The organism is Pantoea sp. SJZ147 (genome assembly GCF_007828605.1).
In the GTDB taxonomy this organism is placed as follows: Bacteria; Pseudomonadota; Gammaproteobacteria; order Enterobacterales; family Enterobacteriaceae; genus Pantoea; species Pantoea allii.
On the sequence record NZ_VIVB01000001.1, the window covers coordinates 447,577 to 470,544 of the forward strand.

A 22,968-nucleotide genomic window follows, 5' to 3' on the forward strand; every position below is an offset into this window, starting at 1 on the left:
CTGGCTATTACGCCTGGCGGATAGCCGCCTCTGTACAGTGTTGGGCAAGCAGATCGGCACGGTAGTAGCGGACGACATCGCCAACGATCAGCAATGAGGGGGAAACCGGTTGTTGCTGCGCAATGGTCTCCGGCAGCCCTGCCAGCGTGGTGATCAGCACCCGCTGATCCTGGCGCGTGCCGTTTTCAATAATCGCTACCGGCGTATCCTCCCTGCGACCGTACTCACACAACCGGGCGCTAATCACGCTGCTCCAGCTCAGCCCCATGTAAAACACCAGCGTCTGGTTAGTGGCTGAAAGTGCGGCGGCATCCAGTTGAGGCTCTCCGCTGCGCCCGTGTCCGGTGATAAAGCGCAGTGACTGGGCACAATCCCGATGCGTAAGCGGAATCCCGCTTGCGGCGGCGCACCCCACGGCGGCGGTGATACCAGGCACCACTTCGCAGACAATGTTGGCCTGCTGCAGGCTCACCATCTCTTCACCACCGCGACCAAAAATAAAGGGATCGCCGCCCTTCAGTCGAACGATGTTGCGCCCGCTGGTGGCCAGATCGACTAATAGTTGATTGATCTGTGCCTGTTTCAGGCCGTGATGACCGGGCCGTTTGCCGACGTCAATGCAAAGCGCGCTGTCTGGCACTTCTGCCATGACCGCCTCACTGACCAGGCGATCATAGACCACCACTTCAGCACGGTGCAGCAAACGTAGCGCCTTCACCGTGAGCAGATCGACATCCCCCGGTCCGGCACCCACTAACCAGACGCGTCCTGCGCTGGACGCTTTCTCAGGCGCCAGCAGTTTATCTAAAGCGTGTATTGCCAGCGTCATAATTCCTCCGGGACAGAGACGGAAAGCAGAAGGTGTTTTAGCTCCGGCAAGCAGGAGCCGCAGTTGGTGCCGCACTGGAGCGTTTTGCCCAGTGCCTGGGTGCTGTGGCAACCCTGGCTAATGGCATGCAATATCGTTTGTTCGCCTATGCCAAAACAGCTACAGATAAGGCGGCCAGTCGCAGGGCTCTGCGCCGCCTGCCCCGCCAGTAAGGCATGACGTTCAGCCGCGTCCGCGGGGGCCTGACGAAAGGCCAGGGCAACCAGATCGTGATCTACCTCGGGTAAATGCCGATCGGCATAAAATGCCAGTTGCAGCTCGCCCTCGCGCCATGCCAGCAGCCGGTAGCTATGATCGCCCCCGCTGGCAGTTTGCAACTGATAGCCTTCAAGGTTGAACTGAGACGCCAGCCAGCGCTGCGGCGTGGCCTCTCCGGCCACCACAAAACGTTGCGAACCGGCGTACGGCGTACGCGCCCAGTAGCGCAGTGCGGCGGGCGCGGTACTGTCGTGCTGCCAGAGCCAGCCCTGCCAGCAGGTTACTAACGGCTGGATGCGCACTGCCGTTTGTTTAAAGGCAGGCTGGGCCGAAACCGGACAGCGGGTCGATGCGACGACGCCACCGACATTGCCTTGCAGGCTGAACTGGCGGTTCCAGTGCATCGGCACAAAGAGTTCACCGCGCCGTAGGCCGCTGTCCAGCGTCACGCGCACCACCATCCATCCCCATTCTGACTGCACGCGCGCCAGCGCCCCGGCAGACAAGCCATAACGGCGCGCCTCTTCGGGATGCAAGGCGGCAAAAGGCTCGTCACAGTGCTGCATCAGGCGAGGCACCAGCCCGGTGCGCGTCATGGTGTGCCACTGATCGCGTATGCGCCCCGTGTTCATCAGTAAGGGATAACGGGCATTGCGCACCAACGGCGACGGCGTGGCCGGTGGCAGCAGCCGTGCCTTGCCATCGGCATGATAAAAACGCCGGTCGCTGAACAGCCGGGCACAGCCTTGCGGATGTTGAGCATTGATCGGCCACTGAACAGGCGTCAGCGCATCCCACTCGGCATCGCTGAGCTGCGCCAGGCCGCTGATGTCGAAGGCGCGTTCGCCGTGGTTCTCAAAGCCGGACAGCGCCGCGTGCTCGCGGAAGATCGCTGCCGGATGGGTCCAGTTAAATGCCTGGGCGAAGCCAAGCCGCTGCGCCACCTGCGCCAGCAGCCACCAGTCGGGTTTGGCCTCCCCGGCGGGTGCAACAAATGCGCGCTGGCGGGAAATACGTCGTTCAGAATTGGTCACGGTGCCGTTTTTTTCGCCCCAGCCCTGGGCGGGTAACAGAATATGGGCAAAGGCTGTGGTATCCGTTTGCGCCAGCACGTCGGAGACGATCACCAGCGGACAGTTGGCCAGCGCCCGCGCCACGCGGTTGCCTTCCGGCATTGACACCGCCGGATTGGTTCCCATGATCCAGACGGCTTTCACCTCACCTCGCTCAATCGCGTCAAACAGCGCCACCGCGGTCAGTCCGGGCTGGCGCGCCATGGTCGGGCTGTTCCAGAAACGCTGTAAACGATCGCAGTCCGCTTCGTTAAAGCTCATGTGCGCCGCCAGCTGGTTGGCTAAGCCGCCCACTTCACGTCCGCCCATCGCATTGGGCTGGCCGGTGAGTGAAAATGGCCCACAGCCGGGACGGCCTATTTTTCCGCTGAGAAGATGCGCATTAATTATCGCATTGTTATTGTCACTGCCGCTCTGTGACTGGTTGATGCCCATGCACCACAACGTCAGGACACGGTCACGCCGGGCAAACAGCTGATAAAAGGCCACCACCTGCTCCTCGGTCAGATCACAGTGTTCAGCGACCTCGGCAATGCCCCACTGGCTGGCGGCCTGCAGGGTGGTTTCAACGCCGTCCAGATGTGGCAACATCGTCGCATCTATTCCCTGATGCTGCGCCAGCCAGTGCAGTAAGCCCGAAAACAGCGCCGGATCGCTGCCCGGGCGCAGCGGCAGGTGGACATCAGCGATGTCACAGCTGGCGGTGCGACGGGGATCGATCACCACCACCTGCATCTCAGGCCGTTGCTGTTTTGCCTGTTTCAGGCGCTGAAAAATCACCGGATGTGCCCAGGCTGCGTTAGAGCCGACCATGACGATCGCATCGGCCTGATCCAGATCCTCATAACAGCACGGCACCGCATCCGCTCCGAGCGCGCGCTTGTAGCCCACCACCGCAGAAGCCATACACAGTCGCGAGTTGGTGTCGATATTTGCGACGCCAAGAAAGCCTTTCATCAGCTTGTTCGCCACATAGTAATCTTCCGTGAGCAGCTGGCCTGAGCCGTAAAAAGCCACCGCCTCTGGGCCATGCTCCGCAATAATCTGCCGGAGTCCATCGGCGGCGGCATCCAGCGCTGCCGCCATGCTGACCGTCTGTTGGTTAATTTGGGGATGCAGTAAGCGTCCTGTCCGGGTCAGGGTTTCCCCCAGCGCCGCCCCTTTAACGCACAGCCGCCCGAGATTGGCCGGATGCAACGGATCGCCACTCACCTGTGCAGATTCGCTGTGATTCAGTGTCACCTCGACGCCACAGCCCACGCCGCAATAGGCACAGGTGGTTTTCATGAAGCCTGCGCCATGAGGTTCAGTGGACGGTTGGCGACCCAGACCTGACCGGCTTCAAGTTTCACCGGCCAGCAACGCAGCTGGTGCTGCGGGTTATCCAGACTTTGTCCATCGCGCAGGCGCACGCGCTGTTTGTAGATCGGTGAAATGACCACAGGTTCACCCGCCACATCGCCAAGGATGCCACGGGACAGGACGCTGGCATCGCTGCCTGGCTCGCGATCTTCCAGTGCGTAACAGTCGTTGCCAAAACGGAACAGCGCAATACGGACGCTGCCAAGCCGTGCACCGATTCCCGCACCGGCGGGGATCGCCTCCAGGGAACACACCGCGCTCCAGGGGTCAGCGGGCAGATGCATCAGCGGAATGCCGGTCGCCGTATGCGGCTGACGCTGCCCGCGTACGCGGGCATAGTGCAGCGTTTCATCCGGGTGATCGCTGTTCACCGTCGCGGTAAACAGCGCCCGCCGCGAGGGTTCAGCCAGCGTGGTCTGCCATTCACACTGGTAGGTGTCCACGACCTGCTGCATCTCCTGCTCCAGCTGCGCCGCGATACCGAGGCTGTCGTTGATCACCACGTCGCGCAGGTAATCCAGTCCACCTTCCATGTTATCCATCCAGACGCTGGTGCGCTGCAAACGATCTGCCGTCCGCACGTAGAACATCAGAATGCGATCGACATACTGGATCAGGGTTTCATCATCCAGATCGCTGGCAAACAGCTCCGCATGGCGCGGCTTCATGCCGCCATTGCCGCAAACATACAGATTCCAGCCCTTTTCCGTGGCGATCACCCCAATGTCTTTGCTCTGCGCTTCGGCACATTCGCGGGTACAACCCGAGACGGCCATCTTGATTTTATGCGGTGCGCGCAGGCCCTTATAACGGTTCTCCAGCGCGATGGCGAAGGCCGTCGAATCCTGCACGCCATAGCGACACCAGGTGGAGCCCACGCAGGATTTTACCGTGCGCAGCGATTTCCCGTAGGCATGGCCGGTTTCAAAACCCGCCGCCAGCAGGGTTTCCCAGATGTCGGGCAGTTGATCCAGCCGTGCGCCAAACAGATCGATACGCTGACCGCCGGTGATTTTGGTGTAGAGATCGTAACGCGCCGCCACTTCGCCAATGGCGATCAGCCCCTGTGGGGTGATCTCACCACCTGGTACGCGCGGCACGACCGAATAGGTGCCATCTTTCTGGATATTGGCGAAGTAACGATCGTTGGTATCCTGAAGCGGCAGATGGGCCGGTTTCAGTAAATAATCATTCCAGCACGAGGCCAGCAGCGACCCAACCAGCGGTTTACAGATCTCGCAACCACAGCCACGTCCGTGGCTCGCCAGCAGGTCATCAAAGGTTTTGATTTCATTGATGCGGATCAGGTGGTAAAGCGCCTGACGTGAATAGGCGAAGTGTTCGCAGATATCTTTTTTCACCTCAACGCCCAGGTTTTCCAACTGGAACTCCATCACCTGCTTCACTAATGCCGAACAGCCCCCACAGCCCGTTGCGGCTTTCGTGCAGCTTTTAATGCTGGCCATATCGCCACAGCCGCTCTGCACCGCGCTGCAGATATCGCCTTTGCTCACATTGTGGCAGGAGCAGACCTGGGCGCTGTCGGGCAGCGTGGCCACGCCCAGCCCTTTGACCGGAGCGCCGTTCAGCGCAGGCAGAATCAACCCTTCCGGGGAATCCGGCAGCGGCATGGCGTTTAACATCATTTGCAGCAGCGTGGCATAGTCGCTGCTGTCGCCGACCAGCACCCCGCCCAGCAGCAGTTTGCTGTCGGCGCTGACCACGATTTTCTTGTAAATGCCCTTCGGACCATCGGCCCAGTGGTAGCTCAGGCTGCCTGCCGTTTTGCCGTGCGCATCACCAAAGGAGGCGACATCCACGCCCAGCAGCTTCAGTTTGGTGCTCATATCGGCACCGCTGAACCGGGCCGGCTCGTCCGCCAGATGCCCGGCCAGCACGCGCGCCATCTGATAGCCCGGCGCCACCAGACCAAAAATCTGTCCGTTCCACAGGGCACATTCACCGATGGCATAAATGTCATCGCCGCTGGTCTGGCAGACGTCATTGATCTCAATGCCGCCGCGCGGGCCAACACCGATCCCGGCACTACGGGCCAGCTCATCACGCGGCCGGATGCCCGCCGAGAACAGCACCAGATCGGTCGCCAGTTCGCCGCCATCGGCAAAGCGTAGCACCAGGCTCCCGTCTGGCTGGGTCTCAATCTGTTCGGTCTGCTTCGAGGTGTGAACCGTCACGCCCAGTGCGTCAATTTTCTGCCGCAGCATCAGCGCGCCGCCCTCGTCCAGCTGCACCGCCATCAGGCGTGGCGCAAACTCAACCACATGGGTTTCCAGCCCCAGCTGTTTCAGCGCGTTGGCCGCTTCCAGCCCCAGCAGGCCGCCGCCGATGACCACACCGCGCTGACTTTTGTCGGCACAGGCCGCGATCGCATCCAGATCGTCCAGCGTGCGGTAAACAAAGCAGCGCTCGCCCTCATGCCCCGGCACCGGTGGCACAAACGCCCGTGAGCCGGTCGCCAGCACCAGTTTGTCCCAGCACAGTGCTTTGCCGTCGCTGTCGCGCAGGCTGCGCTGTTGCCGATCGATCGCCTCGACCCGGCAACCGCTGCGCAGTTCAATGTCGTGTTGGGCAAAAAAGTCCTCAGCGACCAGCGAGAGCTGCGCGGCATTTTTGCCGGTGAAGTATTCAGAAAGGTGCACCCGATCGTAGGCCGAATGGCGCTCTTCACCGTACACCACGATGTGATAATGCTGATGCAGGCCACGCGCCACCAGCTGTTCCAGAAAATGGTGACTGACCATGCCGTGGCCCACGACGGCTAATACAGGTTTAGAGTGATTCATCGCGGAGTTTCCTGCAGCCTGCGGCTGCGTTTCAGGTTCATCAAGGCCAAACAAGGTATTCATTGAGACCTGCCTGGCGTTATGCAGTGTGTTAAGCAACGCGGCACCCTGCTGGCTGTCGCCATACAACAGCACCCCATTCAGCCGTCCGTGCTGCAGAAAAAGACGTCGATAGTGTCCGGAAAGCGGATCGAAACTGGTGATTGACGGGGCTTCACGAATATCGCCCGCGCTGAACAGCGAAATGCCGCTGACCTTGAGACGCGTGCCGGTGGCTTCGCTGTAGAAATCGGCCTGCGGACAACCGGCCAGCTGCGCTGCCAGTACCTCTGCCTGCGCCAGACAAGGCGCAACCAGACCAAAGGTTTCTCCGCTGATTTCACAACATTCGCCTACCGCATAAATACCGGCGTGCGCGCTGCGTAACTGCCGGTCCACCAGGATGCCGTGCTGGCAGGGAATGCCCGATGCCCGGGCCAGCGCGGTTTCTGGCTGCACGCCAATCGCGATAACGACCTGTTGCGCTGCCAGTTGACGCCCATCGTTAAGCAGCACGGACTGCGGGCCAATTGCGGCGATACTGCTATTCAGCTCACAGCGGATACCGCGCGCGCTGAGCTGAGCCAGCAGTAATTCTCCCGCCCTGGCATCCAGTTGCCTGTCCAGTAAACGCGACTGACGATGCACCAGCGTCACCTGGCGTCCCTGTGCCCGAAGCGCTGCCGCGGCCTCAATGCCCAGAAATCCGCCACCGGCTACCACGACCGAACCGCTGCCGGCCAGCAGTGCATCCACATCCTCCAGCGTGCGGAAAGCCGTGACGTGAGGCAGATCGATACCTGCTACCTGCGGCATGCGCGGCTGCGATCCGGTCGCCAGAATCAAACGATCCCAGTGCAGCAGGCGCTGCTGAGTCCGCAAGGTGCGTCCAGCCACATCGACCTGCTCCGCTGTTTCTCCGGTCAGTAAGCGAATGCCATGGCGTGCGTACCAGTCAGGGCCGTGAATCAGGATTTGCTCAACGGTTTTTTCGCCGGCCAGCAGCGGCGACAACAGCACCCGGTTATAGTTACCCTGCGGTTCACGGCCAATGACCGTAATGTCATAACGCGTCGGTGCCAGCTGCAACAGCGTTTCCACCGTGTGCATGCCCGCCATCCCATTACCGACCACCAGCAGCCGTTGTCTCATGGTGTAATCCTTACGCCGCCGACGTCTGTTTTTCGTAGAGAAAATGCAGCACTTTCTGGCGCAGCTGGTGATAACGCGCATCCTCTGCCAGCGCCACCCGCGAACGCGGTCGCGCCAGATCGACCTTAAGGATGTCGCCAACCTGGGCGGCCGGGCCATTGGTCATCATCAGCACCCGATCGGACAACAGCACCGCTTCATCCACGTCGTGGGTAATCAGTACGATGGTGGTATTCAACTCCTGCTGTATACGCATCACACTGTCCTGCAGGTGCGCGCGCGTTAAGGCATCCAGTGCACCGAAAGGCTCGTCGAGTAATAAAACGCGCGGCTTCATTGCCAGGGCGCGGGCGATGCCGACGCGCTGCTTCATCCCGCCGGAGATCTCACCGGGGCGCTTGTGCATGGCATGGCTCATTTGCACCCGGTTCAGGTTATGCTCGATCCAGTCGTGCATCTCCGCCTTGTGCATCTTGCCTTTGAAGACCTGCTGCACCGCCAGCTCCACGTTCTGAAACGCCGTCAGCCACGGCAGCAGAGAGTGGTTCTGAAACACCACCGCCCGCTCAGGGCCAGGGCCGGTCACTTCACGGTTATCACACAGCAGCACGCCGCTGGTGGGTCGGGTTAAGCCCGCAATCAGGTTCAGCAGGGTTGATTTACCGCAGCCGGAATGACCGATCAGGCTCAGGGTTTCCCCCTGATGGATATCGAAACTGACGTTATCGAGCGCCAGGAAATCCCCGCCGGAGGTAGTAAAACGCTGGCTGACCTGCTGTACGCGAATGATAGGTTGCATGGTGTTCTCCTTATTTATCCCAGCTAAAACGACGCGCCAGCAGCATCAGTCCCTGCTCAAGCAGCAGGCCAACCACACCAATCAGCAGAATGGCAATCAGGATGTTTTCCACGTTCAGATTGTTCCATTCGTTCCAGATCCAGAAGCCAATCCCCAGACCACCGGTCAGCATCTCGGCCGCAACAATCACCAGCCAGGCAATACCAATGGAGAGGCGCACGCCGGTAAGCACGGCAGGCAACACGGCAGGAAACAGGATGCGGCGCATAACGGTCCATTCGGAGAGCTGCAGCACGCGCGCCACGTTGAGGTAATCCTGCGGGATGCGCTGCACGCCTTCAGCGGTGTTGATGATCATCGGCCAGATCGAACAGATAAAAATGGTCCAGCTTGAGGCCGGTTCCGCGCGCTGGAACAGCAGCAGGCCGATAGGCAACCAGGCCAGCGGGCTGACCGGGCGCAGCAAGGCGATGATGGGATTGAACATCCGCGCGACAAAGGTGAAGCGACCCAGCAGAAAGCCAGCGGGAATGCCCACCAGCGCCGCCAGACCAAATCCAACAGCCACACGTTGCAGCGAGGCCAGGACGTTCCAGCCGATGCCCTGATCGTTGGGGCCGTTGTTATAAAAGGGATCGGCGAACAGAATTTTAGCCGCCTCCCAGGTGGCGTAAGGCCCGGGAAAGCCCTGGCTGTACAGCGCGGCGATCTGCCACACCAGAAGCAGGAGCAGAACGCCGCACAGCACCGGAATCGCACGCTGTAACAGCGGACGTAAGCGCGCAGGCGGTCGTACTTTTTTAGGCGTAACCTGAAGGGGAACTACCGTTGCCTGGCTGGGCGCGGTTACCGGCTGCGCCAGTGGACGAGTCTGGGTTTTCATCACGGCCTCTCTTAACGTTTAATAGCGAAGCTGGCAGCGTAGGCGGCTGGATCGCTGCCATCCCATACTTTGCCATCGATTAAGGTGCTGCTGCGCATGTCGCTGCCGGGCAGCGTGACGTTGCCGACCGCGCTGGCAGCCTGTTTGTAGATATCAATACGGTTGATCTGCTTCGCGACCGCCAGGTAATCCGGATCGTTGTTCACCATCCCCCAGCGCTTCAGTTGAGTCAGGAACCACATGCCATCAGAGAGATAAGGAAAGCTGACGCTGCCGTCGTGGAAAAAGCGCATGGCGTGGGGGTCCTGCCATTTTTGACCCAGCCCGTTTTCGTACTGACCCAACATGCGTCCTTCCAGCGTTTCGGGTTTGGTGTTGATCCAGGCCCGCCCGGCCAGCACCTGGGCCGTTTCACGGCGGTTATCGTCCGAGGCATCGATCCAGCGGGCAGCCTCCAGCACCGCGGCAGTGAGCGCACGGGCCGTATTCGGGTTGGCGTTGACCCACTCAGCGCGGGTGCCCAGGATTTTTTCAGGGTGATCCGGCCAAATCTGCTGGCTGGTGGCGGCAGTAAAGCCGATATTGTCGCTGATGGCGCGTTGGTTCCACGGCTCGCCGACACAGAAGCCGCTCATGTTGCCAATCTTCATATTCATCACCATTTGCGGCGGCGGCACCACGACGGTGCGCACATCGTCAAAGGGGTTGATTCCGGCATTGGCCAGCCAGTAATAGAGCCACATGGCGTGAGTGCTGGTGGGAAAGGTATGGGCGAAGGTGAAGCTGCCTTTCGCCTGGCCGTCGATGGCCTTTTTCAGGCTTGCACCGTCGGTTACCTGCTGGGCTTTAAGCTGGTTCGACAGAGAGATGGCCTGACCGTTGTTGTTCAACGTCATCAGGTTCGCCATATCATGCTGGGGACCGGCAACGCCCAGTTGCAGGCCATAGATCAGACTGTAGAGCACGTGTGCGGCATCCAGCTCACCCGAGGTGAGTTTGTCGCGCACTGCCGCCCAACTGGCTTCTTTGCTGGCCTGCAGCGTCAGACCATATTTCTTGTCAAACCCTTTAACCGAGGCCATCACCACCGGCGCACAGTCGGTGAGGGGAATAAAGCCGACGCGCACGGTCGGTTTTTCTGGGGCATCGGAACCCGCCGCCCACACTGCGTTGCGCAATCCCGGCAATAGCCAGAGTCCACCGACGGCTGCGCCGGATAACAGCAGTTGACGACGAGAAAGTGAAACTGGCGATTTGCTCATCTTTGCCACCCTGAAGAGATAAAAAAAAGGCGTCCTCCCCACTGCTCTCACAGAGGGATGGACGCCTTTATCCAAAGCACTCGCTCTACCGCCGTTGGCAAAGCAAATACACATACTCATTAAGGTAAAGCAAACCGCGTGCCAGAGTGAGGAGTGCGGTCAAACAGCCTTGCGCGGGCCTGCGCGATGGTTTTTTAACCGTTTTTGCACGGTAGTGACGCAGATCACGCACAAGCGTTGTGCAGCTAACACTTTCGGGTTAGCGCTTCACCGTGGCGGCAACCGTTACGATCGCCTGGGCGATTTCCGGTAAGCGTTTGTTCTGGTCCATCGCGCTTTTGCGCAGCATTTGCCATGCGTTTTCTTCGCTCAGGCCGTGCTGCTGCATTAACCAGTTTTTAGCCTGGTCGAGTAACTTGCGCTCTTCCAGCGTGGCGCGCATCGCGGCCAGCTCGTTAGCCTGGCGCTGCAGGCGTTGGGACTGTTCACCAATCAACGACAGTAACGATCGCCCGAGCTGGGGAGCGAGCCCCTCGCTGTTGAGGGCAGCAGGCTGATTCTCCAGCCAGTCTGCGCCTGAGACATAGAGGGTAAAATTGCAGCCTGACTGCGCCACACTTAAGGGTTCACCGGCCTGATGCTGTGCCAGGGCGATAGCGTCACGGCAGCGCGACATCAGCACGGCAGAGAGTTGATCCTCCAGCGACTTCATCTGATCGAGGCGCTCCGAAAGCAGTGAGAACCAGTGCAGTGCACCGCTGTCGTCGCGTCTGCCATCGGTGCAGGCGATGCGCCGTAGCCGTTCGATTTCCCGACCTGGCTGGGCCAGAGGCTGCCAGCTGAGAAGCACCGCCTCATCCGCAAACTGCTGAAAGGTTTTGAAGTTTTGTTCCTGCGCTTCGATTAATGCCACCATCGTACTGCGCTGTTCGGCACTAAACTGCCCGGCCGCAAATCCGGCGGCTCCCTGTGCCCGCTCCTGTCCGGTCAACTCCTTGCCCTGCATAAAGCTAAACAGGGCAATGAGTGCCCGGGTAATTTCCGGGTGGCTGGATGTGTCGGCGGCTTCAAAGACCAGATTGAGCAAACTTCGGATAACAGGGCTAAACGCCATCATGGCCTGCGCGTGGGTAATCTTCAGACCAGCGATCTGCTGGCGCAGCGCGGGCAATTCTGCCAGTGCCTGCAAGGCGGCGGCTATCAGGTTGCAGAACCGGCTGTATCCCGGCTGTGCCTCCGCCCTGGGTAATGCCTGACAAAAGGCAAGCTGACTGCGGCTGACATCCTGTTCACTCGCCTCACGCTCCTCGCCATACAGCCGCCCCTGTGAGCAAATCCACAGGTTGCTGGCACCACGTTCGCGCTGTAGCTGATGGACTAATTCACTCACCGTGGTAATTAATTTACCGGTCTGGCGAAGTCGCTCCAGACTGGCGATATCGCTTTGCCGTGAGGCCTGCAACCAGCTCAGTGCGTCATCCATTGCTCATCTCTCTCAATGCAAAAAAAGAATAAAGCAAAAGCCATGCCGCTTCCGGTTCACCGTCCCTAAAGATTGTGACGCGTAAACAATGACCGTATTCATCACCGGCCAGGCATTGCGTGCCATTAAGTCGTTAAGAACGCTTACTCTTTTTTTGCCTGTCATCTGAATGTGACATTATGCAACCGGCTTGTCAGGCGGCCCTGACAGCGTCCGCTTTCTCTGCGATTCAGGGGCGGCGGAACCGGCGCATCAGGGCGGTGGGATAAGAAGATGATGAACGCGCTTTACCATGCTATATCATTGGGTGCAATGGTTTGAATTCTCAAAAGTCTTAGGTAGACTGAGCGCGGTACAGAATGAATGTCATTTGCCCGTTTATCTTACCGGCTTGCCTACCCTTTTGCGCTTCCCCTGTGAAGGTGAACGGTCGTGTTCTGATGAACAACATGCAGGTATATTGATAATATCGTGAGGAAAATGGTGAAAAATAATTTAGCGTTTATCCTGTCAGTTGGACTGTTATTGTCCGGCTGCAAAACGCCACCGCCCTCGGTGAATGATGACACGCTGGTCACCAGTGATATTCAAGGCGTGAAGCTGGTACACCGCCATGCGGTAGCTGCCCCGACAACCTTTACGCCCGTTAATCAAACCTGGCGCGCCCTGTATAACGCGTCGGTGATGACCCAACCTGACTACGGCGGCAAGGTCGTCCGTTATCTTGAGGCTGGAAAACCTTTTGAGGTCCTCGGCAGCGTCGAGAACCACTGGCTGGCCATTGCCGATAAACCGGACGGGATGTTAACCGGTTACGTGCCGTTAAAGGCGGGCGTGGAAACGCATCGTTACGATGACACCTTACGCAATGACAGTCCGCGTCCGCGGAAAACAAAACAAGTGTGCGTTGACGTCGGGGGCGACAGCAAAGCCTGCCGTAATACCGCGACGGCGACCTGGATTCTGAACTAATGAAATTTAACACCTGCCGTGCTGGGCACTCTGCCAGAAACGCTACCTGTCGCGGGAAAAACACACAGTAATGAGCGTGGAATCATCACCGCGAGAGGTTACGACCTCGGGTACAGAAAATCTTTTACTTAACGCTGCCGCGCCACTGCTGAATGCGGTGGTGCAAATTCGTCAGGCCGCGACTCATGATGACCCGGCGGGTTTACGTCAGTCGCTGATGGATGAGGTGCGGGTATTTGAGCAACGCTGTAAGCAGGCGGGCCTGCCGTTTGAAATGATCATTGGTGCGCGTTACTGCATCTGCAGCGCTCTGGATGAGGCCGCCGCGCAAACGCCCTGGGGCACGCGCGGCGTCTGGTCTGGAAACGGCATGCTGGTTACGTTTCACAATGAAAGCTGGGGCGGTGAAAAATTCTTTCAGCTGCTGTCCCGTATCTCGCAAAGCCCGCAGCAGCATCTCTGGCTGCTGGAAATCATTCATTACTGCCTGTTATTAGGTTACGAAGGTCGCTACCGGGGCAGTGAAAAAGGCCGGGCACAGTGCGACAGCCTGCGGGCACGGTTAAAAGTCCTCATCGATGAAACCCGCGCCCAGCAGAGCACCGATTCCCCTCCGCTGGTGCAGGTGCATCCGCTGGTCAGCACGCTTGCACGTCCGATGGTGCCGCTCTGGGCCTGTGCAATGCTCGTCGCCCTGATTGGCTGCCTGATTTACAGCGGGCTAAACTGGCGGCTGGGCAATGCGGCCGAGCCGCTGCTGCGCAGCCTGTATAACATGCCGTTGCCGCAAATCACGGTAAATCGCCGCCCTTCTTCGCCTCAGGCCCTGCTCGATTTGCGCCAGCGGCTCAATGATGTGATCGCCGCCGGTCAACTGGAAGTCAGTGACGGTGCCTTTGGCAGCAAGGTCATTATTCCTGCGGACAAGCTGTTTGCCGAGCAAGGCACGGTGATCAACCCGGTGGGCCGGGCCATTCTGGCGCGGGTCTCCAGCGCGATGAAAGATGTTAAGGGCACGATTCTGGTGTCGGTGTTTACCGATGATAAACCCGTGGACGGCAGCCGTTTTGCCTCCAGCTATGAATTTTCTTTTGCCCGGGCGCGTGCCGTCAGCCAGCTGCTGCAGGTTCAGCTTGCCGATGCGCATGTGATCCGCTCGGAAGGACGCGGTGACAGCGATCCCCTGCTGCCCAACGACAGCAGCGAAAACCGAACCCGTAACCGACGGGTTGAAATCACGCTGTTTGCCGCCCCTGAAACACTGAGCACTCACCAAGGAACACACTGATGCGCGCTTCATTTCGCTTATTTTTAACGCATCGGCTGCTGTGGAGCTTTATTGGCGTCACGGCACTGAGTTGCCTGTTGTGGATGCTGGGGCCGCTTATTGCGTGGGATGAAACCCGTCCGCTTGAGCCTGCCCTGCACCGCGAGATCGCGGTGAGCATCCTTTATCTGCTTTGGATCGTGCTTCAGCTGATCCCTGCGGTTTACCGTGCCTGGTATAACAGCCGTCTTCTGGATCGGCTGCAGGTCGTAGAAAGCGACGATCCCGCCGAGCGTCAGGCGACTGAAGCGCTGCTGAGCCAGCGTTTCAGCGACGCGGCCATGCGCCTGAAACGCACCCATTTTGGTCGCCGTCAGGGCAGCCTGTGGGCACGCATCAACGCCAACTATCTCTACCAGTTGCCCTGGTATCTGATGATTGGCGCGCCCGGTGCCGGTAAAACCACCGCGCTGCTGAATGCCGGACTGAAGTTCCCTCTTACCGATACCTTTGGTCACGAGGCGGTGCGCGGCGTCGGCGGCACACGTCATTGCGACTGGTGGTTTACCGACAGTGCCGTACTGATCGATACCGCCGGGCGCTATGCGCTTCAGGAAAGCCAGCGCGCCCGCGACGCCAGTGAGTGGCAGAGCTTTATTAATTTGCTGAAACGCTATCGTGCCCGGCAGCCGATTAATGGCGTCATCATGACCATCAGCGTGGCGGATTTGCTGAGCGATTCGGCCGAGGCGCGTTTTGAGCAGGCCAACGCCCTGCGCGAACGCCTGACCGAACTGCATCAGCACACTGGCATTCACTTCCCCGTGTATATCATGCTGACCAAAACCGACCTGCTGAAAGGCTTCATGAGCTACTTCGGCACGCTGGATAAAGCCCGACGCGATGCTATCTGGGGGTTCACCTTCCCCTGGGACGCCGGCAAGCCGAATAAGCAGGACTGGCATCCGCATTTTGACCTGCAGTTTACGCAGTTAGCCCAGAAGCTGCAGTTACAGCTGGCCGATCAGATGACCCACGAGCGCGATCTGAATGAGCGGGCAGAGTGTTTCCTGTTTCCGCAGGAGTTCTCGTCTCTGCGCCCGCTGCTCAGCGAATATCTGGATATCGTGTTTTCTCAGCGTGCTGACACCGTTGCCTGGAATCCGCGCGGCCTGTTTTTTACCAGCGGCACTCAGGAAGGATTACCTTTTGACCGTGTCATGGGCGAGTTGAGCCGCAAACTGCAGCTGCGCCAGGCCGGTTCCCATTCTATTGCCGCCTGGGATCGCGTTAACCGCAACAGCCCCATTCCCGGCAATAAAGGCCAGAGCTTTTTTATTCGCGATCTGCTGAGTAATCTGGTGTTTAAAGAGAGCGGCCTGGCGGGCAGCAACCGCCGCTGGGAATACCGTAATCAGCTTTTACACTGGATTGGCTACGGCATGCTGGCCGGTGCGCTGGTGATCATGAGTGGGTTATGGTTGGTGAGCTACTATCAAAACCAACATTATCTGCAGCAGGTTTCGGCGCGAATGCCGGTTATCTCACAACAAAGTCAGCAGGTGATACATCAGCCTGCTGATAATATTTTTGATCTGCTACCCTTTCTGAATAACCTGGTGAAGTTGCCTGTGTCCGACCAGTTTTCTCTCGATAATCCGCCGTTTACTATGCGAGCGGGGTTATACCGGGGAAATCAGGTCAGCGATGCGGCCTGGGCGCTTTATCAAAATGCGCTTAAGTCTTTATTACTGCCGCGCGTTGCTCAGCAGATCACCAACCTGCTGCGTAACGACCCAGGTGATGATAACGAATACAGCCGTAACGCGCTGCGGGCCTATCAGATGCTGTACCAGCCACGAAATTATGATGGGGAATTTCTCCGCGCCTGGCTGCTGCAGAATCTGCAGCGTTCGTTACCGGACAAGGTCAGCGCCCGTGATTTGCAGCAGCTGGACTGGCATTTGAGTCAGTTGCTGGATCAGCAAATTCAGTCTTCGCCTTATGCGCGCGATAACGCGCTGATGTTGGGCAAGCTGGCTGATAATTTAAACCATGCAGGTGACAGAAATACCCTGCTGGCCGTCGCGCCCCGTAAAGCACAGCGCCTGACGACGCATAACCCATAATGGCGAGGTGAACATGCCTGCATCTCTGGCCCCTGGCTGGTACGGCAAATTGCCCTCGACGGGGGACTTTTTGCATCATCGGTTAACCGAGCAACTTATTGCCCCCTGGAACCACTGGTTTCAGCAAGGCCTGGTGCACTGGCATCACCAGGACGGTGCGGTGAATGCCGACTTTTTACGCGCGCCGGTATGGAATTTCGTATTACCGATCACCCCAACCCGCAATCAGGTGCAGATGGGTTGTCTGCTGCCCTCCTGCGATCGGGTAGGACGCGCCTGGCCGCTTCTGGCGCTGCTGAGCTTTCCCCTGGCCCAGTGGCATCCGGCGCAGCTGACCATCTCTGGCGACTGGTTTCAGGAACTGGGTGCCACGCTGCTGAACGCCGTGACGCAGCGCCTTACGCCGGCCCAGCTGGAGCAGCAGATTCAGGCGCTGACGCCGCTGATGATCCCGGTACAGCAGCACTCCGATATTATGGATGTAATCGGTTTCCACGATTTGCCTTGCACCCTGAGCTGGCAGGAAGTCGCCGAACGTTTCGACCCTCAGCAACACATTAGTTACTGGTGGAGCAATCGCAGTGACGGTTTCGTTCATGCCACACACAAGCATAGCGGCAACCTCACAGCGGAACTGTTCTCATTACTGTTTAATCCGGCGGCAGGTGCACAGCCGGGACGCAATGGCCTCTATCCACCGATGTTTGAGTGAGGCGTTGCTACTGTCCTCCATGACGGGATAACTCATGCAATTTACCATCGTACAATGCACGTCTGATATTCCGGTGAAAACCGTCACCTTTCATCCGCCGGGCGGCACCATTGGCCGCAGCCAGGATAACGACCTGGTGTTACCGGATGAAGCCCGTTCTATTTCGCGTCTGCAGGCGCTGGTGCACCTGTCAGGCGAAGGCGAATGCCGTTTGACCAATCAGGGCAGCGTTACGCCTGTCGAACACAACGGTGTGCCGCTTAAGCGCGGCATGCAGGTGCACCTCAAGCACGGTGACGCACTGCGCATTGGTGACTACGCCATCGACGTGCGCGATCCGGCGTACCACGGCGTGAACAGCGATCCTCTGGCGTTTTTTTCCCATGCCGCCACGCGTAGCAATCCGCTGGATATTCCCGAGCATGCGGAGGTGGAGGAAGTCACGGAAGAGCCTGTACCGAAGCGTCCTGAGCGTCGCGGCGACGCCAGGCTGGCGATCGATCCCCAGGTTAGCGAAACTTTTCATGCGCCTTTTGCCGCCGGGCTGGATCAGGACAAGCTGGTGGCGGCGCTGCTGGACGGAATGGGGCTGAAAAACGGCCACAATACGGTAATCAGCGAAGAGCAAATGCGCACTACAGGCCGGATGCTAAGCCTGTTTTCTCAAGGTACGGTTGCCCTGCTGTCGTCGCGTTCCATTCTGAAACGTGGCGTCAAAGCCGAAATGACGATGATCCTGAACGAGGCCAACAATCCCTTCAAAATTCTCCCCTCAGGCAAAACCGTCTTGATGCAGATGTATCAAAGCCAGATGCCGGGCTTTATGCAGCCCGAACAGGCCGTGCGCGATGCGTTGGTCGATCTGCAGGCGCATCAGTTGGGCATGATTGCCGGGATACGCGCGATTATCGCCGCGATGCTGCAGTCGTTTAATCCTCAGGGGCTGGAAGAACAGGCACGCGCGGACGGCGCGGTGTCGAAACCCCCCTTTTCCCCCTTTAAAAAAGCTGCCCTGTGGGACTATTTTACCCGCCGCTACCAGCGTACCGCCGGGGAAATCGAAGACGATTTTCACACGCTGTTTGGGGAAGCCTTTCTTCATGCCTATGACATGGAAGTGAATCAGTACAAAGACTCACAGACGCGCACGGATGACGCATGAATATCGCCTTTGCCAGTCAGTATCAGCAGGGGCTGCGCGCCGAGAATCAGGATCGAACCGGCGTCATTTTGGATGAACGCAAAGCCTGCTTTGTGGTGTGCGACGGCGTGGCTGGCTTGCCCGGTGGCGACCAGGCGGCGCAACTGGTGTGCGATGTTCTGATTGAACAATTACTCACCTGCGACCAGGTGACGCCAGCCCTTACCCGTCAGGCGGTTGAAAAGTGCCGATCATTACTTGAAATAGCCCAGGGTAATAATCCGAATTTTTCCACCATGTGCACCACGCTGGCAGGCCTGTTTATCGACCGTACGCGACAGCGCGCATGGTGGGCGCACGCGGGTGACAGCAGGGTTTATCACTTCCGTCACGGGGTGCTGAATGAGGTCACGCGTGACCACAGTCTGGCGCAAAAGTTAAGCGATGCGGGCTATGAAAATACCGGAATTAACAGTAATTTACTCTATAATGCGCTCGGCATAGAACCTGCCCATCCGGTGAGCTTCTCTGACGAAATCATGCTGGAAGATGGCGATGCGTTTTTAGTCTGTAGCGACGGTTTCTGGCTCAACCTGACCACCACGGAAATGGAGCAGGCGCTGCGCATGGTGAATGCCTGTGACGAGTGGCTGATGTTAATGGAACAGGCGGTGAGCCGCGACGTAAAGAAAGACAACCTTAGCGCACTGGCCGTATGGATTGGTGAGCCGCAAGATGCCACCCTGCTCTATACGCTGGCCGATTCCGCGCGTTTTCTGCCATCAGGTTATTGATTAAAGGAATTCTATGAAATTGTGGTTGCCCGCTATAGCCACGTTGTTTATGGCCTTTACTGCGCAGGCGGAAAATTATCGCGTGGTGTATTCACCCAGTCTTGAACTGGAAGTGTATATCGACAACGTTGCGGGCAAAACGCCGGATGAGTGGTGCCAGGAAACGCTGCCGCTGCGTATTGTGTCGGGTAAAGGCCAGGATGCTGAGGTTTTAAAAACGTTTTTGCCGCGCGTGGGCACGCTGTTAGCCAATCAGTGTAACGATCTGGACGTGCTACCCTGGCAAATGACCAATAGCGAGGGCAACGTGCTGGCCAGCGGCAGCGCCAGCAAATTGCAGAACTGGCGACTGATTGTGAATACCGATGCCAAAGCCACTGCCCCGGCACAGAGTGCGGTCTCGCCCAGCCTGTCGCGTCCGGCAGACGGCACGCCGCTGCAGCATTTCGCCTTACCAAACGGCTGTCGTTTTCGCACGGCCTGGGACGCGCGTGGGCTGGCTATGTTTGTGCCTGATATTGGTAAACAGCAGTGCTCCGCCGAGGGCTGGCTGGAAGGTAAAAGTGACATAACCCTGAGCGGTGGCGCGCAACCACAGACGCTTGCGATCAGCTTTTATCAGGGCTATCCCATTGCCAACCTGACGCTATCCGACCAGCATCTGCAAATTGTGGACGTCAATAACCAGCGCATGATTCTGGCCCGTTCCGATGCGCCAGACAGCTGGATGGTCTTGCCCTTTGATGTACAGCAGCATCTGTGGCGTTTTGACGGAACCTTATTGATCAAAGCCGATAAAACGGCGGCACAGCAGAATGCCAGCGCGCTGACCTCGCGCATTACTGCTCTGCGCAGCCGCTGGGCGACCGGTATGACATCGTCGCAAAAAGTGAATGTGTTACTTGTCGACGCCTTACGCGCGGATCGGGTCGATCCTGCTGAAGGTGCATGGCGTAACATCCATTAATTACCGCGTAGCCTGACAAGCAGGCCCCGTTCAGAGAGTCTATTATGTCGGCAAATGACAGTCAGAAAACAATACCGAATGCCTTGCCTGACGGATATCGTTTTAACGAGTTCGAAATTAAAGAGGTGATTGGCGGCGGCGGTTTCGGCATTGTCTACCGTGCATGGGATCACCAACTCGAACGCACGATTGCGATTAAAGAGTACATGCCGGTGTCGCTGGCGGTAAGAACCGAAGACTTATCACTGGCGCTGCGCGGTGAACGGTTTCAAAAGCTGTTTAACGCGGGCCTGAACAGCTTTATTCAGGAAGCCCGACTGTTGGCGCGTTTTAACCATCCTGGTTTACTTCACGTCCTGCGCTTCTGGGAACAGAACGGCACTGCCTACATGGGCACGCTCTACTACAACGGCATGACGTTAAAAGAGTGGCAGGTCACCAGCCATGAGGCGATTTCAGAAGCCTGGATACGTCGTCTGCTGCCGCCGCTGTTAGGCGCTATCAACACCATTCATCAGGCGGGCTACCTGCATCGGGATATCTCGCTGGATAACATCCAGATTCAGGAAAATCAGCTGCCGGTGCTGCTCGACTTTGGCTCCGCCCGTAAAGAGATTGGCAACCTTTCCGACGAAACTGAAATCATGCTCAAACCGGGTTTTGCGCCCATTGAGCAGTACAGTGAAGAAGGCGAAAGTGAACAGGGTCCGTGGACGGACATTTATGCGCTGGGCGCCGTGTTGCATACGTTGATTACAGGCTCTCCGCCGCCGGTCAGCGTGGTGCGCTGCATTGAAGATAATTACCAACCGCTGGTGGCACGTAAACCGCAGGGCTACTCGCTGCCGCTGCTGCACGCGATTGACTGCGCGCTGACGATGAAGCCCCACGATCGCCCGCAGAACATTGATGAGTTTGCCGCGCTGATTGATTTGCCCGTCAGCGACGTTGAGGCGGTGGTGAACAGCCTGCAACAGCGTAATGATGAGCAGTCTATCAGCGACGCCGCGTCAGCCGAGACCGTGCCACCGGTCGTGTTAGCGATGAATCACGGTGCGACGATGGCCGAGCCGTTAACCGGACGCAACGTACGTCGCCTGTCGCCGGGATTACTCGCGCTGGCTGGCGTCGCGATGATTGCGGTGGCGGTAGTAGTCTGGATTGAGAATACGCGTACGCCTGCTGCTTCGCTCGTTGATAAGAGCCATGCGTTACCGGCTACCGGCACGGTACCCGCCGGTCTGGCGATGGTCTATCTTAAGCTCACCAGCGACGAACAGGTGGTGCTGAACGGTCAGCCCGTTGCGGTACATGCCAGCAGCAACGGTTTTGCGGTGTTGAATCTGGCCGCCGGTCAGTACCGTATTGACGTGCGGGCCGGGAACCGGCTTCGCAGTCAGTCACTTCTGATTGATAAACCCGGCACCTGGCTGATTAATCCCACCAATTAATTCGGTGCCAGCCTGGATCGGTGCATGGTTCAGGCCTGCTTCAGCCAGTCTTGTTGCAGCGCACGTACCTGATGCGCCAGGCGGATCAGATCGTCCTCTTCCATTCCGCGTTTGGTCAGCTCTTCTTCCAGCGAGAAGAGATACTGGGCATTTGAACCCAGCGGCCCGGTCGCCGCAGCAATTAACGGCGCAACCGCCTGCGGACAGGTATCATCCTCATACAGCGGATGGCGGGGGTCCATAATAAACACCAGGGCAGAAACGCGACGTCCGTCTTCCAGCGTCAGCTCACACCAGGTAGGCAAATAGCACCCGGTGATCATTTCACGTTTCCACAGCAGTTCCAGTTCGTCGTGCAGACGTTCTTCCGGCAGGCGAAACGCCAGCCCACGGGTAATACCGCCCTCTTTCAACGCCAGCATACGTCCCGGATGCGAAGCCGTGCCGCGCCCGGCAGTCAGGCGTAAGCAAAAGGCGCGATGCCAGCCGTCCAGCGACGCCGACGCAACTTCATCAGCTTCAAAAACCGGGTTCCACATCAGAGAACCGTAGCCGAAGATCCATACCGGGCTGTGATCGGGCCGACAGGCCAGGGTTGCCGCCAGCGATGCCGCGCGCTGTTCACAACTCCACAGGAGTGTCTCCTCAATATCACCAAATGATGTTTTACAATCCGCTTTTAATAAGAATTCCCGGGTTAGCAATGCGACCTCCTCGACTTTCACCACGTCCTGTGTAAGTGGCTCCTCTGCTCTGTTATGTTCAACATTCACTAATTTACGCTCTGTTCATTAAACTGACATTAATTATTAACACAATCAGTTGCAAGAAAGAGTCGGAGTAGAAAGTAAAAATTTGCCTATATTGCGGTATTAACAGAAAGGTTAATTGCACACCAAAAGGATATTTTAAAAAAACAGGAGATGTAACAGCCCGTTATTACAGGTTGCTTGCGCGCCGTCTGAATGGCTTAGCGGATGAAAAATAACGTAAAAAGGGTTACCCGCTAATGACCGTATATAGCCAGATTAACGAGCAAGGTTGTTGCGTTAAATGACCGTTTCGGCGTGAAATAAAGCCGTAAATACCTGCACGCACCGAGACAGAAAAATGCCTTCCCGTCCATGGGAAAGACTACAGGACGACGCGGAGTGACCTGACGTTCGCGTGATAATGGCGCTGGGCACTACTTTTTAGGATGCCATTTATCATCATCGCCTTTCTGGTATTGATGTTTTACCGCCGACCAGGCCACCTTGTGCGCCACCTCTTCACGGGATTCATCACCGCGACGGTCATCGGGATGCTTGTACTCTGTCCAGGCGTGGTTAAAAGCCTGCTGATAGATGTCCTGAGCATGTGCAGGCAAAACGTTTTTCACACTCTCGGGAAGGTCGTTTCGGTTAGCGTAAGGCATCATGTCTCCTCAGTTAACAAGCGAATTTATAAGCCTGGCGTAGATGAGTGAAAATGCAAACCCGCACTTATTACCGCCTTTACGGGTTTCGCCTTCAATGGCAGCTTAACGACAACCTTCCCTGAACTTTTATCTTGATAAAATCCAGGATAATGCCGCAGCCGCTTGATGTTT

General features: G+C 57.9%; 17 protein-coding genes. 8 read left to right on the forward strand and 9 right to left on the reverse strand.

The features are described 5' to 3' along the window. Positions 1-7: 7 nt before the first annotated feature. The 7 genes from cobA to FBY13_RS02170 all read right to left on the reverse strand — a co-directional run bounded on the left by cobA (position 8) and on the right by FBY13_RS02170 (position 11,944). Positions 8-829, reverse strand: coding sequence for a uroporphyrinogen-III C-methyltransferase (gene cobA, locus FBY13_RS02140; RefSeq protein ID WP_096012489.1), 822 nt, complete (start codon positions 827-829; stop codon positions 8-10). Beyond that, positions 826-3,447, reverse strand: a complete 2,622-nt coding sequence (locus tag FBY13_RS02145) for a nitrate reductase (RefSeq protein WP_145393348.1) — start codon at positions 3,445-3,447, stop codon at positions 826-828. Before FBY13_RS02145 ends, cobA begins: the two co-directional genes overlap by 4 nt. Beyond that, a complete protein-coding gene (gene nirB, locus FBY13_RS02150) occupies positions 3,444-7,517 on the reverse strand; it encodes a nitrite reductase large subunit NirB (RefSeq protein ID WP_145393349.1) in 4,074 nt (1,357 codons plus the stop codon). Before nirB ends, FBY13_RS02145 begins: the two co-directional genes overlap by 4 nt. 10 nt (positions 7,518-7,527) lie before the next feature. Then, positions 7,528-8,316 (reverse strand): ABC transporter ATP-binding protein, encoded by a 789-nt coding sequence (locus FBY13_RS02155; protein ID WP_063879341.1) that lies wholly within the window; start codon positions 8,314-8,316, stop codon positions 7,528-7,530. Between the two features lie 10 nt (positions 8,317-8,326). Next, positions 8,327-9,199, reverse strand: coding sequence for a nitrate ABC transporter permease (gene ntrB / locus FBY13_RS02160; RefSeq protein ID WP_063879340.1), 873 nt, complete (start codon positions 9,197-9,199; stop codon positions 8,327-8,329). An 11-nt stretch (positions 9,200-9,210) separates the two neighbouring features. Beyond that, the gene (locus tag FBY13_RS02165; protein WP_145393350.1) at positions 9,211-10,461 is read right to left on the reverse strand and encodes a CmpA/NrtA family ABC transporter substrate-binding protein; all 1,251 of its coding nucleotides are present in this window, start codon (positions 10,459-10,461) and stop codon (positions 9,211-9,213) included. 259 nt (positions 10,462-10,720) lie between these two features. Beyond that, complete coding sequence (locus FBY13_RS02170; protein ID WP_096012485.1) at positions 10,721-11,944, reverse strand: nitrate regulatory protein; 1,224 nt, start codon at positions 11,942-11,944, stop codon at positions 10,721-10,723. Between the two features lie 480 nt (positions 11,945-12,424). Here FBY13_RS02170 and FBY13_RS02175 point away from each other — a divergent pair, with 480 nt between their 5' ends. The 8 genes from FBY13_RS02175 (at position 12,425) to FBY13_RS02210 (ending at position 21,377) form a co-directional block, all read left to right on the forward strand. Continuing rightward, positions 12,425-12,916 carry an SH3 domain-containing protein gene (locus FBY13_RS02175; protein ID WP_145393351.1) on the forward strand — a complete coding sequence of 164 codons (492 nt, stop codon included), beginning with the start codon at positions 12,425-12,427 and terminating at the stop codon, positions 12,914-12,916. Positions 12,917-12,986: 70 nt separating this feature from the next. Then, complete coding sequence (gene icmH, locus FBY13_RS02180) at positions 12,987-14,204, forward strand: type IVB secretion system protein IcmH/DotU (protein ID WP_063879336.1); 1,218 nt, start codon at positions 12,987-12,989, stop codon at positions 14,202-14,204. Further along, positions 14,204-16,312, forward strand: coding sequence for a type VI secretion system membrane subunit TssM (gene tssM, locus FBY13_RS02185; RefSeq protein ID WP_145393352.1), 2,109 nt, complete (start codon positions 14,204-14,206; stop codon positions 16,310-16,312). The genes icmH and tssM overlap by 1 nt, the downstream gene beginning before the upstream one ends. A 13-nt stretch (positions 16,313-16,325) precedes the next feature. Further along, the gene (gene tagF / locus FBY13_RS02190) at positions 16,326-17,024 is read left to right on the forward strand and encodes a type VI secretion system-associated protein TagF (RefSeq protein WP_145393353.1); all 699 of its coding nucleotides are present in this window, start codon (positions 16,326-16,328) and stop codon (positions 17,022-17,024) included. 34 nt (positions 17,025-17,058) lie between these two features. Beyond that, on the forward strand, positions 17,059-18,186 hold the full coding sequence (gene tagH / locus FBY13_RS02195) for a type VI secretion system-associated FHA domain protein TagH (protein WP_145393354.1): 1,128 nt from the start codon (positions 17,059-17,061) through the stop codon (positions 18,184-18,186). Beyond that, positions 18,183-18,959, forward strand: a complete 777-nt coding sequence (locus tag FBY13_RS02200) for a PP2C family serine/threonine-protein phosphatase (protein ID WP_145393355.1) — start codon at positions 18,183-18,185, stop codon at positions 18,957-18,959. Before tagH ends, FBY13_RS02200 begins: the two co-directional genes overlap by 4 nt. Positions 18,960-18,972: 13 nt before the next feature. Next, positions 18,973-19,926, forward strand: coding sequence for a hypothetical protein (locus FBY13_RS02205; RefSeq protein ID WP_109716211.1), 954 nt, complete (start codon positions 18,973-18,975; stop codon positions 19,924-19,926). Between the two features lie 44 nt (positions 19,927-19,970). After that, positions 19,971-21,377 carry a serine/threonine-protein kinase gene (locus FBY13_RS02210; RefSeq protein ID WP_109716210.1) on the forward strand — a complete coding sequence of 469 codons (1,407 nt, stop codon included), beginning with the start codon at positions 19,971-19,973 and terminating at the stop codon, positions 21,375-21,377. 29 nt (positions 21,378-21,406) lie between these two features. Here the strand turns inward: FBY13_RS02210 and FBY13_RS02215 are convergent, their stop codons facing one another. Together FBY13_RS02215 and chaB are read right to left on the reverse strand one after the other, a co-directional pair. Further along, entirely contained in the window at positions 21,407-22,081 is a 675-nt protein-coding gene (locus FBY13_RS02215; RefSeq protein ID WP_164484284.1) for a gamma-glutamylcyclotransferase, read from the reverse strand. A gap of 482 nt (positions 22,082-22,563) precedes the next feature. Beyond that, the gene (chaB, locus tag FBY13_RS02220) at positions 22,564-22,794 is read right to left on the reverse strand and encodes a putative cation transport regulator ChaB (RefSeq protein WP_063879328.1); all 231 of its coding nucleotides are present in this window, start codon (positions 22,792-22,794) and stop codon (positions 22,564-22,566) included. Positions 22,795-22,968: the final 174 nt, after the last annotated feature.

Bases quoted from the DNA above. Each gene is read 5' to 3' on its own strand.
- tagH (WP_145393354.1), top strand. From the start codon at position 17,059: ATGCAATTTACCATCGTACAATGCACGTCTGATATTCCGGTGAAAACC.
- icmH (WP_063879336.1), top strand. From the start codon at position 12,987: ATGAGCGTGGAATCATCACCGCGAGAGGTTACGACCTCGGGTACAGAA.
- FBY13_RS02170 (WP_096012485.1), bottom strand. From the start codon at position 11,944: ATGGATGACGCACTGAGCTGGTTGCAGGCCTCACGGCAAAGCGATATC.
- chaB (WP_063879328.1), bottom strand. From the start codon at position 22,794: ATGCCTTACGCTAACCGAAACGACCTTCCCGAGAGTGTGAAAAACGTT.
- FBY13_RS02175 (WP_145393351.1), top strand. From the start codon at position 12,425: ATGGTGAAAAATAATTTAGCGTTTATCCTGTCAGTTGGACTGTTATTG.
- ntrB (WP_063879340.1), bottom strand. From the start codon at position 9,199: ATGAAAACCCAGACTCGTCCACTGGCGCAGCCGGTAACCGCGCCCAGC.
- FBY13_RS02145 (WP_145393348.1), bottom strand. From the start codon at position 3,447: ATGAAAACCACCTGTGCCTATTGCGGCGTGGGCTGTGGCGTCGAGGTG.
- FBY13_RS02155 (WP_063879341.1), bottom strand. From the start codon at position 8,316: ATGCAACCTATCATTCGCGTACAGCAGGTCAGCCAGCGTTTTACTACC.
- tagF (WP_145393353.1), top strand. From the start codon at position 16,326: ATGCCTGCATCTCTGGCCCCTGGCTGGTACGGCAAATTGCCCTCGACG.
- FBY13_RS02210 (WP_109716210.1), top strand. From the start codon at position 19,971: ATGTCGGCAAATGACAGTCAGAAAACAATACCGAATGCCTTGCCTGAC.
- cobA (WP_096012489.1), bottom strand. From the start codon at position 829: ATGACGCTGGCAATACACGCTTTAGATAAACTGCTGGCGCCTGAGAAA.
- nirB (WP_145393349.1), bottom strand. From the start codon at position 7,517: ATGAGACAACGGCTGCTGGTGGTCGGTAATGGGATGGCGGGCATGCAC.
- tssM (WP_145393352.1), top strand. From the start codon at position 14,204: ATGCGCGCTTCATTTCGCTTATTTTTAACGCATCGGCTGCTGTGGAGC.
- FBY13_RS02165 (WP_145393350.1), bottom strand. From the start codon at position 10,461: ATGAGCAAATCGCCAGTTTCACTTTCTCGTCGTCAACTGCTGTTATCC.
- FBY13_RS02205 (WP_109716211.1), top strand. From the start codon at position 18,973: ATGAAATTGTGGTTGCCCGCTATAGCCACGTTGTTTATGGCCTTTACT.
- FBY13_RS02200 (WP_145393355.1), top strand. From the start codon at position 18,183: ATGAATATCGCCTTTGCCAGTCAGTATCAGCAGGGGCTGCGCGCCGAG.